The organism is Paenibacillus sp. NAIST15-1 (assembly GCF_001894745.1).
GTDB classification, from domain to species: domain Bacteria; phylum Bacillota; class Bacilli; order Paenibacillales; family Paenibacillaceae; genus Paenibacillus_B; species Paenibacillus_B suaedae.
Map to the genome: position 1 here is coordinate 1 of NZ_BBYF01000005.1, position 14,021 is coordinate 14,021.

Below are 14,021 nucleotides of genomic sequence, written 5' to 3' on the forward strand. Positions count from 1 at the left end.
TTTTGTTCAACCACCCAATTATTCGTATTACAGGAATTCTAACGGGCAGATTAGCGTGGTGAATTTAAAACTTTTTCCACTTATTTACCGTATATAATTAAGTAGTCCAAATATATTGTGTAAGGAGGGGCCACAATGCCGCATATAAATCTCCAAATAACGAAGGGTGCTAGTAGGGAGCAAAAGGCGCAAATCGTTAAAGAATTTACTCAGACCCTTGTCAATGTACTTGGCAAGAAACCTGAACATACCCATATTGTTATTCAAGAAATTGATGAAGAAAATTGGGGGTTCAGCGGTGTTTTGACAGACGATTTTCTAAGGAGTAAGTCTTAAGTTATTACGTTAACTGGGAACGTTAGTTCAATGAAACAGCGACAGTCTAGGACTTTATTTTCTTATCCTTGGCCTGTGTTGTTTTATTTTCTAGGGTCAGTCTAAAACTTATTATATGGAGTCTGACGTTATAACAGTTTGAAAAGTCGCCTAGATCATAGACATCCAGTCTAATACTTTATTTTCTGCTGACAACAGAAACTATTCCGGCCGATTGAATCCTTTCATGATCAGCCATATAGCCAATACCAATTGTTGAACAGCAATCGGCACGTTCAATATCATATAGGTTGAGTCCAGACCGATGAAGCGAATCATAAATAACAGGCTTGCCAATATAGATAGTGTTGAGCCAATCAGACCCGAAACTGATAACCAACGGGGAACGATTTTGGTTTGGACAAAAATGCAGGTAAACAAGAACATTGCTAAAACAAATGCCAGTGTTGTTGCTACATGGTTCACCAAATCCCGACCATCCCGCAACAATTCACCCAAGGTGTGGAAATAGGATACATTCAGAGCATCAACTTTTGCAAATTCTTGACTTACTGACAGTAACAGCAGAAGAATGATAACACCAATCATAATGAACACACCTGAAATGATGCCAAAGCCAACAGAGCCTAGAGCAAGACCTTTATTATGCTTGCTTAACATCGGATACAGCAAAATCGGAATCCCAACATAGGCAGCAACCATTAATAATTGAGAAAACGCTCCTATCAGTACCTGACCTTCATTTTTAGAAGCGTTGACCAGGTAGTCTGCTCCATCAATAACAGGAACTACACTACATATCCCTGCAACCAACCCGACTATGAATAACAACCCTACAATTACAGCAGACCTTCTACTTGAATGGATACTCTTCCTTAGCATTATGAACCTCCTTATCATATCTATCGTGGGGGCTACTATCAAAATACTCCGAATCGCTTTCTGACATGACAGGGTTCGGACAGAATAACTGAGCAAAGTTGAATCAATCAAGTTGGAGTGTAAAAGCAATGAAGGGAAGGCGTCAGCAGGGGTTCAGTATCTAATAATATTACTTCGGAAATGGGTATGGAGCTGTTGGATGTCACAGATGTAATCCGCCCTTATCCGGAAGTCCATTATAGTTTACATAATAATATTATGGTTTACTTTCATGATGGACTGATTCAGTTGAAGGGTGGACAGAAGACCCAAGACGCGATCTATGCTTTTCTCAATAAATATGGAATGCGATGTACCGGAGAGATCGATGGGAGATGCTGATCTAGAAGATGGAAGTCACAGCCTATACGGATCCTAGCTGGAAACCATTGTTTGTATCTATACAAAGGCCTCGTCACCATTCTAAAACAGCAGCATATTAACAAAAAGGATGAGCAAGATCAACATTTATTAATGGATCTAAACTCATCCTTTTTTACAATTATAAATAATCGCAAATCACTTTCTGAGAGTCTTAATTATAGGCAATGTTGCCGCTGCCGCTCTTTACAGTAGATTCATCAGCTTCTAATCGATTCGGATCAAATTCATTCTCCATCTTGGCGATAACAACGGTTGCTACACCGTTACCGATCAAATTCGTAATTGCGCGAGCTTCGGACATGAAACGGTCAACACCCAGCAGTAGGGCCATGCCTGCGATCGGAATGGATGGGAAAGCAGCTAATGTTGCTGCTAGTGTAATAAATCCTGATCCTGTAACCCCGGCAGCACCTTTGGAAGTTAGCATCAATACGAGCAGAAGGGTAATTTGCTGCCAGATGCTTAGATCAACACCAGATACCTGAGCGACAAATAGCGCAGCCATTGACAGATAAATCGATGTACCGTCCAGGTTGAATGAGTATCCTGTTGGAATAACAAGTCCCACGACGGATTTGGAAGCACCATATGCCTCGAGCTTTGACATCATTCGCGGAAGGGCCGATTCGGAAGAAGAGGTACCAAGCACCAGTAAGATTTCTTCTTTAATGTAAGAGATAAACTTGAAGATGTTGAATCCGAATACTTTGGCGATGAATCCGAGTACGACGATAATAAATAGGAACATGGTCAAATAAACAGAACCCATCAGCTTGCCAAGTGTGAACAACGAGCCAAGGCCAAATTTGCCAATCGTATATGACATTGCACCAAAAGCGGCAATTGGTGAAAGCTTCATAATGATATTAACGATACCAAAAAATACGTGTGAGAGCTTATCAAATAAAGAAATGATGGCTTGCCCCTTTTCACCAATAGCGGTTAGAGCAAAACCAAACAGGACAGCAAATAACAATACCGGAAGAAGCTCACCGCTAGCAAAAGCCCCGATAACATTATCAGGCACGATGTTCATGATGAAGCCCATTACACTATTATCATGCGCTTTCTCCGCATATTGTGCAACGTCACCTGTAGCCTTTGAAATATCGATTCCAGAGCCTGGCTTAACTATATTTACTACAAGTAGGCCAATTGTAAGTGCTATGGTTGTTACAATCTCAAAGTACAATAATGCCTTACCACCGATGCGTCCGACCTTTTTCATATCGCCCATGCTTGCGATTCCATGTACTACGGTGAAGAAGATGATTGGTGCAATTACCATCTTGATAAGCTTGATAAAGATGTCTCCAAGCACCTTCAGTTCAACGGCATATTTAGGGAAAAATTGTCCGAAGAGAACCCCAAGAAGAATCGCGAATAATACTTGAACGGTCATGTTTTTCATGATTTTTTTTAACTTCATGTTCATACCCCTCGCTTTCACCATTGTAAGCGCTTTTATTAGATGTGCTTAAGTGTAAGAGAGAGGGGAGAAGGTGACAAGCATATGGTCATATTGTTCTTTTTGGTCTTTAAGGCCCAGAGATTTCGCTCATTATATCAGCCCCGATTTTCAATGCGAAATCTTTATAAAGCTCCTTTGAGGCTATCCTCCATTCCGCTGTTTGCTCTTTCGTTAAGATGGAAATCTGTAAATTCTGGTTCGTATGAATCTCGTTCATATGAGACTCATTTCTAGCTGCTTTTTTATTTGCCTGCTCTGTTGTTTCATCCATTGCTTCGATGAGCAGCTGTTGCACATCAGAAGGCAGGCTATCCCAGAAGGATTTGTTGAAAATAACGGCATAGCCCAAATAACCATGATTGCTAATCGTCATATATTTCTGTACTTGGTAGAGGCGTTTGCTTACGATATTCGATATCGTATTTTCCTGTCCATCTACTGAGCCGTCGGCTAGATTGCGATAGGCGTCGTTAAAAGGAATAACACTTGTCTTCCCTCCCCAGTTCTTAATATGCCGTTCAATTAATGGACTTGGCTGTATGCGAAACTTTAGACCTTTGAAATCTTGAGGCCCCAGAATAGGCCGTACATTGTTCGTCACTTGTTTAAAGCCATTGGACCAGAAGGCGACTCCCATCATGCCATACGGTCTAAGCGTTTGGAATAGCTTGTCTCCAAGCGGACCATTCAGCTTGCTTTCAACCTCATTCTGATCTTTGAAAGCAAATGGCAGATCCATGACTAGCCATGCTGGATCGATCTCGCTCATGGTTGAGAAGGATGGGGCTATCATTTGAATATCACCACGCTGAAGTGCAGCAACTTCATTGTTCTCACCATACAGCATGCCATTTGGGAACACTTGTATCTCGACGCGATCCTTTGATTTCTTCTTTACAAGATCAGCGAATTCAGCTGCAGCGAGGCCCTTTGGTGTGTTCTCAGCAACTACATGACTGAATTTGATGACGATCCGTTGCTTAAGTCCAGTTTGTTCATCATCCTGATAGAGATGCTCATTCAAGTTTGGCTGATATCCGACTAGATATGCAGCTAACAATCCAATAATAATGAACATTCCAATGCTTGCAATCGCTTTCAAATTTGTCTCCTCCCAGTTGCTAAATTAGACTTATTATTGCACAATAGCAGATAAAGGTAAATATTTCGAAAAGGAGGGCAATAGACTTGAACCGAATAGGAATCTATTGGAAAATCATTTTACTTTCATTCGGTTTGGTTCTGTTCTCCCTCCTAATTGCTGTAGAAGTCTTGCTAGGAAGCTTGACTAGCGTCAAAGAAGAAGGCTTACGTCAACGGCTTATTACGACTGCCCAAATTGTTGCTAATCTACCGGGAGTGGCAGAATATATCAATGAGCAGAATGGAGCCGAGAATATTGCTCCCGTTGCTGACAAAATTCGCATGCTGAATGAGGTTGATTATATCGTCGTGCTGGATATGAATCGCAAGCGCTTATCACATCCTCTATCGGATCGAATAGGAACGTATTTTAGTGGGGACGATGCGGATGCAGCTTTTGCTGAGCATATGTATGTTTCCAAAGTAAAAGGTGAAGCAGGTGTTGGCTTGCGGGCATTTGTGCCAATCATGAACGCGAAGCATGAGCAGGTTGGCGTTGTAATGGCAGGGGGACTTCTGCCAACAATGAAGGATATTTTCCCCGAGCAATTCAGATCGGTTATGGTAATGATTATATTAGCGCTTTCGTTTGGAATGATGGGTTCAGCGATGCTTGCGAAACATATCAAGAAAGAGATGTATAATCTAGAGCCGCATGAAATTGCCACGATGTTTCGTGAACATACGGCTGCATTCCAAGCTATGCATGAAGGAGTAATCGCCATCGACAGCAAGGAGCGAATCACGATTTTCAATGAACGGGCTAAGCGCATTTTTGGCGTGTCCAAGGATGTTATTGGGCTGAACATTTGGGATGTGATTCCAGATTCTCGCTTGCCTGAAGTACTTAAGGTAAAGATGCCGCTCCTGAACCACGAATTGCTGATTGGCGATACGCTCATTTGGAGCAATCGAATACCCATAATCGAGCAGGGGGTTACACAGGGAGCCATAGCGATTTTTCAAGACCGCACGGAGGTTACGCATATGGCAGAAGAACTGACAGGTGTGCGAGAATTTGTGAATGCCTTGCGAGCCCAAAATCATGAACATATGAATAAAATGCATACCGTTGCGGGGCTTCTGCAGCTTGGAAAACATGAAGAAGCATTAAGATATTTGTTTGAGGTATCTGATCAACATGAAGAGACAACAAGATTTATGCAGGAGCATTTTGAGGATGATGGAGTTGCAGGCTTACTGCTTGGTAAGATCAGTCGAGGTCATGAGCTTGATATAGATGTGATCATCGATCCGAACTGCGGTTTGCGTCAATTTCCAGATTCGCTTGATCGACGAGATATCGTGCTTCTGGTAGGGAATTTGATTGAAAATGCATTTGACGCACTTTCCAATATCAAGGTTGATCAGAAGGCAGTGTATCTGTACATTGGACAAGATGAAGATTATTTAACGATCTTAGTAGAGGATAATGGCTGCGGTATGACAGAAGGCACGAAGGCAAGAATGCTGGAACGCAGCTTCTCGACCAAAAATGGAGAGCATCGAGGGATAGGCCTATTTCTGATAAGTGGGATTATTGCAAAAGGTAAAGGGCTGCTTCGGTGTGAATCCTCCCCAGGACTCGGAACATCAATGGAAATCGTTTTTCCGATGAAGGAGGCGATAAGAGATGCAGGAGCAATGTAAGCATATCGTGCAGGTATTGCTGATTGAAGATGATCCAATGGTTCAGGAAGTGAACCGCATGTTCATCGAACGGGTGAATGGTTATAAAGTTATTGGGACGGCAGGCAACGGTCAGGATGGCTTGCGGATGATTGAAGAACTGAAGCCGGATCTAATCTTTCTGGATGTGTTTATGCCTTCATTTGATGGAATTAGTACGCTGAAGGAAATTAGAGCGCGTAATCTACCAGTAGATGTGATCGTAGTTACGGCTGCTAAAGAGACGGAAACATTACGAGCGATGATGAGAAACGGTGCAGTAGATTATATTATCAAGCCATTTAAATTAGAGCGGGTTAGACGGACATTGGAACGTTATCGTGATCGATACGAGACGTTAACCGACGATCATACAGTTACCCAAGAGCAGCTTGATCGCATTCTACAAATGGGAGATGAGATCCGAACGGATAGCACTGTGAACGATGGATCTTCTCTATTAGAGCAGAGTTTAGGGCAGAGTGTAATCCGAGACAAGAACATTATCGAATCATCATCACCTGCTGAAATGTTTATATCTACGGAAGAACTGCCGAAGGGATTAAATCCAGTAACACTTAAACAAGTGCTTGCAGTCATGGCTGATAAAGGTGGGAAGCTATCCGCAGAAGAAACAGCCGAAGGGGTTGGGATTGCGAGAGTGACAGCAAGAAGATACCTTGAATATTTGTCAAAGATAGGATATGTCTATCTAGAGGTGAATTATGGAGGCGTAGGGCGACCAATTAATCGATATGTGCTACATTCACGACCAAAATGACCAAAATAATCCGAAACACGCCTTTTACGTGAATATTAAAATTACAAATGAAAATGTAACACCGAAGTGGTGGGCTAATGACTCATGAAGCAGATTAAGGTTGCCATTGCTTATTGCAATGAAATATCTGGTATGTTACTATTGCGCTAACACTTACGATAGGAGTTGAAGAGGATAATGTAGAATTTCTTGCTAACGTTTAAGGAATAAAACAAGTTCTATTTGTGCTGTTTTATTCTTTATTGGCAAGAAAGTTACCTTATTCTTTTCACTCAAAATATATCCTTATCTGACTCTACGTAGGGTTAGATTTGTTTTATTTTTTGAGCTGCGAGAAAGGTTAACTTTCTTGCGGCTCTTTTTTATTTGTGAACCAAGGAGGTTTTTGGAATGTCATTGATCAAGGTAACGAACCTGACGTTTTCCTATGACGGCAGTTACGACAACATTTTTGAGCATGTAAGTTTACAAATCGATACCAACTGGAAATTGGGCTTTACGGGGAGGAACGGCCGGGGCAAGACTACGTTTCTCAATCTGCTACTCGGCAAGTATGAATACAGCGGAACGATTTCCTCTAACGTCAGCTTCGAGTATTTCCCGTTCCATGTCGAACACAAGGAAAAGTATACATTCGATGTGGTAGCTGACATCTATCCCGACTACGAGCACTGGCAGCTCATGCGCGAGTTTTCACTGCTGAAGTTGTCAGAAGATGTGTTATATCGACCGTTCGACTCGTTGTCCAACGGAGAACAGACGAAGGTTATGCTGGCGGTTCTGTTTTTGAAGGAGAACAGTTTTTTGCTTATCGACGAGCCGACCAACCATCTAGATCTGCATGCTCGGAAGCTGGTAAGTGATTATTTGAACGGGAAGAGCGGCTTTATGTTGGTGTCACACGATAGGGCGTTTCTCGATAATTGTGTAGATCATATCATTTCGATCAATAAGACCAATATCGAAATTCAGAACGGAAATTTCTCAGACTGGTGGGAGAACAAACAAAGACAGGATAATTTCGAACTGGCTGAGAACGAAAAGCTGAGGAAAGACATTAAGAGGCTATCCGAAGCGGCCAAGCGAACGAGCAACTGGTCGCACGAAGTAGAAAAAACGAAAAACGGCACCCGCAACTCTGGCTCCAAGGTCGACAAAGGATACATCGGCCACAAGGCCGCTAAAATGATGAAGCGATCCAAATCGATCGAGCAAAGACAGCACTCTGCGATCGAGGAAAGATCACAGCTTCTGAGAAACGTCGATAGCTCGGAAAGCCTGAAAATATCGCAGATGACTTATCATAAACACCAATTGGTCGAGCTTGATCGCGTTTCGATTCATTATGGAGAAAAGAACGTGTGCAGCGATATCAGCTTTACTATCGAGCAAGGGGACAGAATCGTGCTCTCCGGTCCGAACGGCTCAGGCAAATCCAGTTTGCTCAAATTGATTTGTGGCGAGGATATTCCTTATTCCGGCGTGTTTCGAAAAGGGAGCCAGTTGAAAATTTCCTATGTTTCACAAGATACCTCGCAGTTGCAAGGAAATTTGTCGGAATTCGCTAAATCCAGTGAAATTGACGAAAGCTTGTTCAAAGCGATTTTGAGAAAACTCGATTTTTCGCGCTTGCAATTTGAAAAGGACATTGCTTCTTATAGCGGCGGTCAGAAGAAGAAGGTACTGATTGCGAAAAGCCTCTGCGAACAGGCTCATTTGCATATTTGGGACGAACCGCTTAATTTTATCGACGTCATTTCCAGGATGCAAATCGAAGAACTGCTGCTGGAGCATTCACCAACAATCCTTTTTGTGGAGCATGACAGCGAGTTTTGCAAACATATCGCAACTAAAATGGTGGAACTGAACATATAACACACCCTAGGAGGATGAAAACAATGAACATTGAGGTTGAGGTTGTAGATGATAATGTGAACCGGTTCCTACCGGCTGACCCGGTTCACAAAAAAATAGATCTGTTGCCGGAGGTATACCAATCTATCGACAGATGCACGTAGCGATGATGTCCATAAACTCATCGTGATTTTTTCTGCGTAGTTGGTGAATGACGCATGAAAGCTCCAGATTGACGGTTGCTTTTTTGCATTTTCTCCGGCGGTAAGGAGAACACATGAAACCAACCTCCAAATATGAAACGATTGGACAGATCCTGTCCGACTTCAAGCAGCCTGCATACCGGTATGGGCAAATTATCGACGCTATTTTCAAACAGAAAATTGCTGAATACGAACGGATCACCATACTGCCTACATTTTTGCGGGAAGCGTTGACCCGGACGCTTGGTCCGAACGTCTCCAGCGTTATTCCAGTAAAAGAACTCACATCACAGCAGGTCAGCAAGGTGTTGTTTGCCATTGATGGAGGCGAACGCGTAGAGGCCGTAAGACTTTCTTATAAACGGGGATGGAAATCGTATTGTATTTCCACGCAGTGCGGCTGCGGGTTTGGGTGCCGCTTTTGCGCCACGGGTACCATCGGGCTGAAACGCAATCTAACCGCCGACGAAATTACCGACCAATTGCTTCACTTTCACTTGAACGGCCACACCTTGGACAGCGTATCCTTCATGGGCATGGGGGAGGCGCTCGCCAACCCGCACCTATTCGATGCGCTGGCGATTTTGACCAATCCAAATCTCTTCGGTCTAGGACATCGAAGAATTACGATTTCGACCATTGGCCTGCTGCCAGGAATCGATAGGTTGACGCGGGAGTTTCCACAGGTCAATCTAACCTTCTCGATGCATTCGCCTTTCGACGAGCAACGGAGTGAACTGATGCCGATCAATAAGCGGTTTCCGCTCCGCGATGTGCTCAATTCATTGGATCGCCACATCCGACATACGGGAAGAAAGGTGTATATCGCATATATTTTACTTCGAGGGTTCAACGACTCGGCGGAGCATGCGAAAGCGGTTGCTGCGCTGTTGAGGGGAAGGGGAGCTTGGGAACATCTCTACCACGTGAACCTCATTCCCTACAATTCAACAGAAGTAACGCCTCAGAGCTACTTGCCATCTGATCCAGAGAGGATCGAAACGTTCGTGCGGACGTTGAAAATGTACGGTGTGAACGTTACGGTCCGAACTCAATTCGGAGCAGACATTAATGCGGCATGTGGTCAGTTGTACCGAGCTGATTCTAAAATGAATGGATAGGGGAGATAGGGTATGAGTTCTTTCGTTCTCGGTTTTCAGGAAATGAAAAATACACAGCTATTGCTCGTTGGCGGAAAAGGATTGAATGTAGGAGAGTTATCAAGAATTGAGGGAATCCAAGTACCAGAAGGCTTTTGTGTGACAACACGGGGATATCAAAAAGCAATCGAGCAAAACGAAATGTATCATGCTTTGCTCAATCGACTGACGATGCTAAACATTGAGGATCGAGATCAAATTGGTGAAATCAGCAGGAAGATTCGAGAAATCATTTTGGAAGCGGAAATTCCTTCTGATGTTGCGGAAGCAGTAACACAATATCTCTCCCAGTTTGGCGAGGAACATGCTTATGCCGTGCGTTCTAGTGCGACTGCTGAAGATTTGCCACATGCCTCTTTTGCTGGCCAACAAGACACTTATTTAAATATTATCGGCAAAGAAGCCATCCTGCAGCATATCAGCAAATGTTGGGCCTCTCTATTTACGGATCGCGCAGTCATTTACCGCATGCAAAATGGGTTCGACCACAGTCACGTTTATTTAGCCGTTATCGTTCAAAGGATGGTGTTCCCACAAGCCTCGGGGATTTTATTTACCGCCGATCCGATCTCTTCCAACCGCAAGGTGATATCGATCGATGCGAGTTTTGGACTTGGAGAAGCACTGGTCTCTGGCCTGGTCTCTGCCGATTGTTATCAAGTAAAGGAAGGAGAGATCATCGATAAGAGGATCACGGCCAAAAAATTGGCGGTCTATGGACGAAAAGAAGGCGGAACAGAGACACAACAGATCAATCCTAAGCTGCAAGAGGCTCAAACCCTGACTGAGAAACAAATTTTACAACTAGCACGCATCGGAAGGCAGATCGAAGCCTATTTTGGTTGCCCGCAAGATATCGAATGGTGTCTGGTTGATGATACCTTTTATATAGTTCAGAGTCGGCCAATCACGACGTTATATCCGATTCCGGAAGCGAATGATCAGGAAAATCGCGTTTATGTATCTGTCGGTCACCAACAAATGATGACCGATCCTATGAAACCGCTGGGATTGTCTTTTTTCCAGTTAACCACTACAGCACCCATGAGTAAAGCTGGTGGCAGGTTGTTTATTGATGTGACACCTATGCTCGCTAGCAGAGATCATGTATTACATTACCTGGGAAAATCCGATCCGCTTATCAAAGATGCACTGATGACCGTTCTGGAGCGAGATTTTATAAAGATGCTGCCAGTTGATACCACAGCACCAAATCCGTATAAAAGCACCGCAGATAAAATGCGTGAAATTGAAAACAATCCGTCAATCGTTCCTGATTCAATTAAGCGTAATCAAGAATCGCTCGAAGCGTTGAAACACAATATCCAAACGAAATCAGGATCGGATTTGTTTGATTTTATTTACGAAGATCTCGAGCAATTAAAGAAGATTGTTTTTGATGCGCAAATTATAGATGTGATTCTGGTTGCAATGGATGCTGCAGCATGGATCAATGACAACATGAACGAGTGGTTAGGTGAAAAACACGCTGCAGATACCCTTTCTCAATCTGTACCGGGCAATATTACTTCGGAAATGGGTCTGGCGCTATTGGATGTCGCAGATGTGCTCCGTCCTTATCCAGAAGTCGTAGATTATTTAGAACATGTAAAAGAGGATCATTTCTTGGATGAACTGCTTAAGTTAGAAGGTGGGCAGGAAACCCGAGACGCTATCGATGCTTATCTCGTCAAATACGGAATGCGCTGTGCCGGAGAAATCGATATAACTAGAACGCGTTGGAGTGAGAAACCAACTACGCTTGTCCCCCTGATTCTCGGCAATATCAAAAACTTTGAGCCTAATGCGAGCAAGCAGAAGTTTGAGCAAGGGCAACAAGAAGCTTTGAAGAAAGAAGAAGAGTTATTAGAGCGATTAAAGCAATTGCCGGATGGCGAACAAAAAGCCAAAGAAACAAAACGAATGATCAATCTCATCCGGAATTTCAGCGGGTTTCGAGAATATCCAAAGTACAGCTTGATTAATCGCTACTTCGTGTATAAGCAGGCTTTACTTAAAGAAGCGGAACAACTCGTACAAGCGGGCATTATTCATGAAAAGGAAGATATCTTCTATCTCGCTCTTGAAGAACTTCACGAAGTCGTACGCACCAATAAACTGGACTACCAAATCATTATTAAACGAAAAGACGAGTACAACCATTATGAAAAACTAACCCCACCACGTGTTATCACGTCTGATGGCGAAATCATTGTAGGGAAGTACAAACGAGATAATCTTCCCGCGAATGCTATTGTAGGTCTGCCAGTTTCTTCAGGTGTTATAGAGGGGCGTGCACGTGTCATCTTGAACATGGAAGATGCTGATCTAGAAGATGGAGATATATTAGTCACCGCCTTTACGGATCCTAGCTGGACACCATTGTTTGTATCTATCAAAGGCCTCGTCACCGAGGTTGGCGGACTGATGACCCACGGAGCCGTTATCGCGCGTGAATATGGCTTGCCTGCAGTTGTAGGAGTGGAGAACGCTACCCAGCTGATCAAAGATGGACAACGAATTCGTGTGCATGGAACAGAAGGGTATATCGAAATATTGTAATTCTTGAGCGCCGTGCAGGAGTTCCTGAAGTAGTCTCCATAATTCCGAAACAAAGAAGACCGAGGAAGCTATTCCTCGGTCTCGTAATGTTGTTAATCAAGTTTAAAGCCATAAAATTCGCCGCGTCTTGATCGCATAAGTCGATATGCAGAAGGTTTGGATCGACCATACGATATGGACGAGAAGCTATATGGTCAGCGCCATTTCTGATCGTGCAGATCAAAAGGATGTATTGGATCGGCTCATGCGGAACCAACAGGACATAGGCGATGTATTCAAGCTCTATTATGGAGAAGCCTTGGTAATAAGCTTGTGTTGTGTACTTCTGCATCCTATTTTTAGTGTGATTTCTTCTATTTGAGTAGAAACTTGCTATAATTAACCATAAAAAGAGAGGTGAATATTTGCGGCCAGCGGTTTGTCGTTATTCAACATGTGAGCTCAAAAGAAACCGTGAGGTGCCGAGCTGGCGGGAGGCATTCTATTTTCGACAAACGGCTGCAAACTGCTCCCTATCGTTTTCCGTTATACGATAGAAATAAGCTGATGCTTCCGCTTATTTGATTAACTATATAAAAGAAAAACTTGAAGGAGGCTGTACATAGTGTTTTCTGTATCCAACGAGCAATTTTTCTACTCATTTAGCAAAGATAATTCGCAAGCTTTGCGCGTTCCATCCAATTCCCGTGTTGTCATCCATACCTTCGATTGCTTTAAGGATCAGATTCAATCGGAACAAGCTACGTTCCAATCCATCGACTGGAACCAGATCAATCCGGCCTCGGGAGCGATCTATGTCGAAGGCGCTATGCCTGGCGATATCCTCAAAGTTCATATCAACGAAATTGAATTGGGCAAGCAAGGCGTTATGGCTGTAGGGCCCGGACTTGGCGTCATGGGGCACCGTATCGATGCCTTTCACATCAAAATCATCCCCATAGAAAACGGCAAGGCGCTATTTAATGACAAGCTGCACATTCCTCTGACTCCCATGATCGGAGTGATCGGCGTTGCCCCGGCAGGTGAGCCTATTTCCTGCGGCACTCCCGGTGCGCATGGCGGCAATATGGACACGAAGCTGATCACCACCGGAGCGACGCTCTATCTTCCCGTTTTCCATGAAGGGGCGCTGTTTGGCCTCGGCGATCTGCATGCAGCGATGGGGGATGGCGAAGTCGGCGTTTCCGGCATCGAAGTTTCCGCTCGTGTAACCGTAACGCTCGAAGTCATCAAGGGGACAAGCATCCCGTATCCTTTTGTGCAAAATAAAGAAGGGATAGCTTCGATCGTATCCAAGCCTACGCTCGATGAAGCGGCGCGTAAGGCTGTAGAAGTCATGATCGATGCGCTGCTTCCCCACATGGAGCTGTCCTTGGGCGAGCTGACGATGCTGTGCAGTGCCATCGGCCAATCGCAAATCTCACAGATTGTCGATCCGCTCATGACAGCAAGATTCTTCATGCCGAATAGCGCGCTGGATGCTTATAATGTAAAATTATTCGAACAGTCAACAAATTCCGGGAGAGATGAGGGATAAG

At 43.8% G+C, this 14,021-nt stretch carries 10 protein-coding genes and 2 pseudogenes; 9 read left to right on the top strand and 3 right to left on the bottom strand.

All coding sequences use genetic code 11. The features are described 5' to 3' along the window. Nucleotides 1–135 precede the first annotated feature (135 nt). A complete protein-coding gene (locus PBN151_RS13030; protein ID WP_072729296.1) occupies nt 136–336 on the top strand; it encodes a tautomerase family protein in 201 nt (66 codons plus the stop codon). A gap of 201 nt (nt 337–537) precedes the next feature. Here PBN151_RS13030 and PBN151_RS13035 read toward each other — a convergent pair whose 3' ends face one another. Then, a complete protein-coding gene (locus PBN151_RS13035) occupies nt 538–1,218 on the bottom strand; it encodes a DUF4386 domain-containing protein (protein WP_072729297.1) in 681 nt (226 codons plus the stop codon). 153 nt (nt 1,219–1,371) lie between these two features. Between PBN151_RS13035 and PBN151_RS31905 the strand changes: the two are divergent. Beyond that, nucleotides 1,372–1,587: pseudogene (locus PBN151_RS31905) on the top strand (hypothetical protein); the annotation flags it as partial. Nucleotides 1,588–1,792: 205 nt separating this feature from the next. On the opposite strand, the gene PBN151_RS13045 reads toward PBN151_RS31905, so the two are convergent. Then, complete coding sequence (locus PBN151_RS13045; protein WP_072729299.1) at nt 1,793–3,070, bottom strand: dicarboxylate/amino acid:cation symporter; 1,278 nt, start codon at nt 3,068–3,070, stop codon at nt 1,793–1,795. A 109-nt stretch (nt 3,071–3,179) separates the two neighbouring features. Beyond that, a complete protein-coding gene (locus PBN151_RS13050; RefSeq protein ID WP_072729300.1) occupies nt 3,180–4,214 on the bottom strand; it encodes a DctP family TRAP transporter solute-binding subunit in 1,035 nt (344 codons plus the stop codon). Nucleotides 4,215–4,300: 86 nt separating this feature from the next. Here PBN151_RS13050 and PBN151_RS13055 point away from each other — a divergent pair, with 86 nt between their 5' ends. From PBN151_RS13055 to PBN151_RS13085, 7 genes and pseudogenes are all read left to right on the top strand, one after another. Continuing rightward, the gene (locus PBN151_RS13055; protein ID WP_072729301.1) at nt 4,301–5,905 is read left to right on the top strand and encodes an ATP-binding protein; all 1,605 of its coding nucleotides are present in this window, start codon (nt 4,301–4,303) and stop codon (nt 5,903–5,905) included. Beyond that, nucleotides 5,889–6,704, top strand: a complete 816-nt coding sequence (locus tag PBN151_RS13060; protein WP_227774628.1) for a response regulator — start codon at nt 5,889–5,891, stop codon at nt 6,702–6,704. The genes PBN151_RS13055 and PBN151_RS13060 overlap by 17 nt, the downstream gene beginning before the upstream one ends. Nucleotides 6,705–7,094: 390 nt before the next feature. Next, complete coding sequence (locus PBN151_RS13065; RefSeq protein WP_072729302.1) at nt 7,095–8,579, top strand: Lsa family ABC-F type ribosomal protection protein; 1,485 nt, start codon at nt 7,095–7,097, stop codon at nt 8,577–8,579. A gap of 256 nt (nt 8,580–8,835) precedes the next feature. Next, nucleotides 8,836–9,882 (top strand): Cfr family 23S rRNA (adenine(2503)-C(8))-methyltransferase, encoded by a 1,047-nt coding sequence (locus PBN151_RS13070; RefSeq protein ID WP_072729303.1) that lies wholly within the window; start codon nt 8,836–8,838, stop codon nt 9,880–9,882. Between the two features lie 12 nt (nt 9,883–9,894). Then, nucleotides 9,895–12,483 carry a phosphoenolpyruvate synthase gene (ppsA, locus tag PBN151_RS13075; protein WP_072729304.1) on the top strand — a complete coding sequence of 863 codons (2,589 nt, stop codon included), beginning with the start codon at nt 9,895–9,897 and terminating at the stop codon, nt 12,481–12,483. Between the two features lie 139 nt (nt 12,484–12,622). Then, nucleotides 12,623–12,781 (top strand): annotated as a pseudogene (locus PBN151_RS13080) (glycosyltransferase); the annotation flags it as partial. Nucleotides 12,782–13,087: 306 nt separating this feature from the next. Further along, nucleotides 13,088–14,020, top strand: coding sequence for an acetamidase/formamidase family protein (locus PBN151_RS13085; RefSeq protein ID WP_072729305.1), 933 nt, complete (start codon nt 13,088–13,090; stop codon nt 14,018–14,020). Nucleotide 14,021 lies beyond the last annotated feature (1 nt).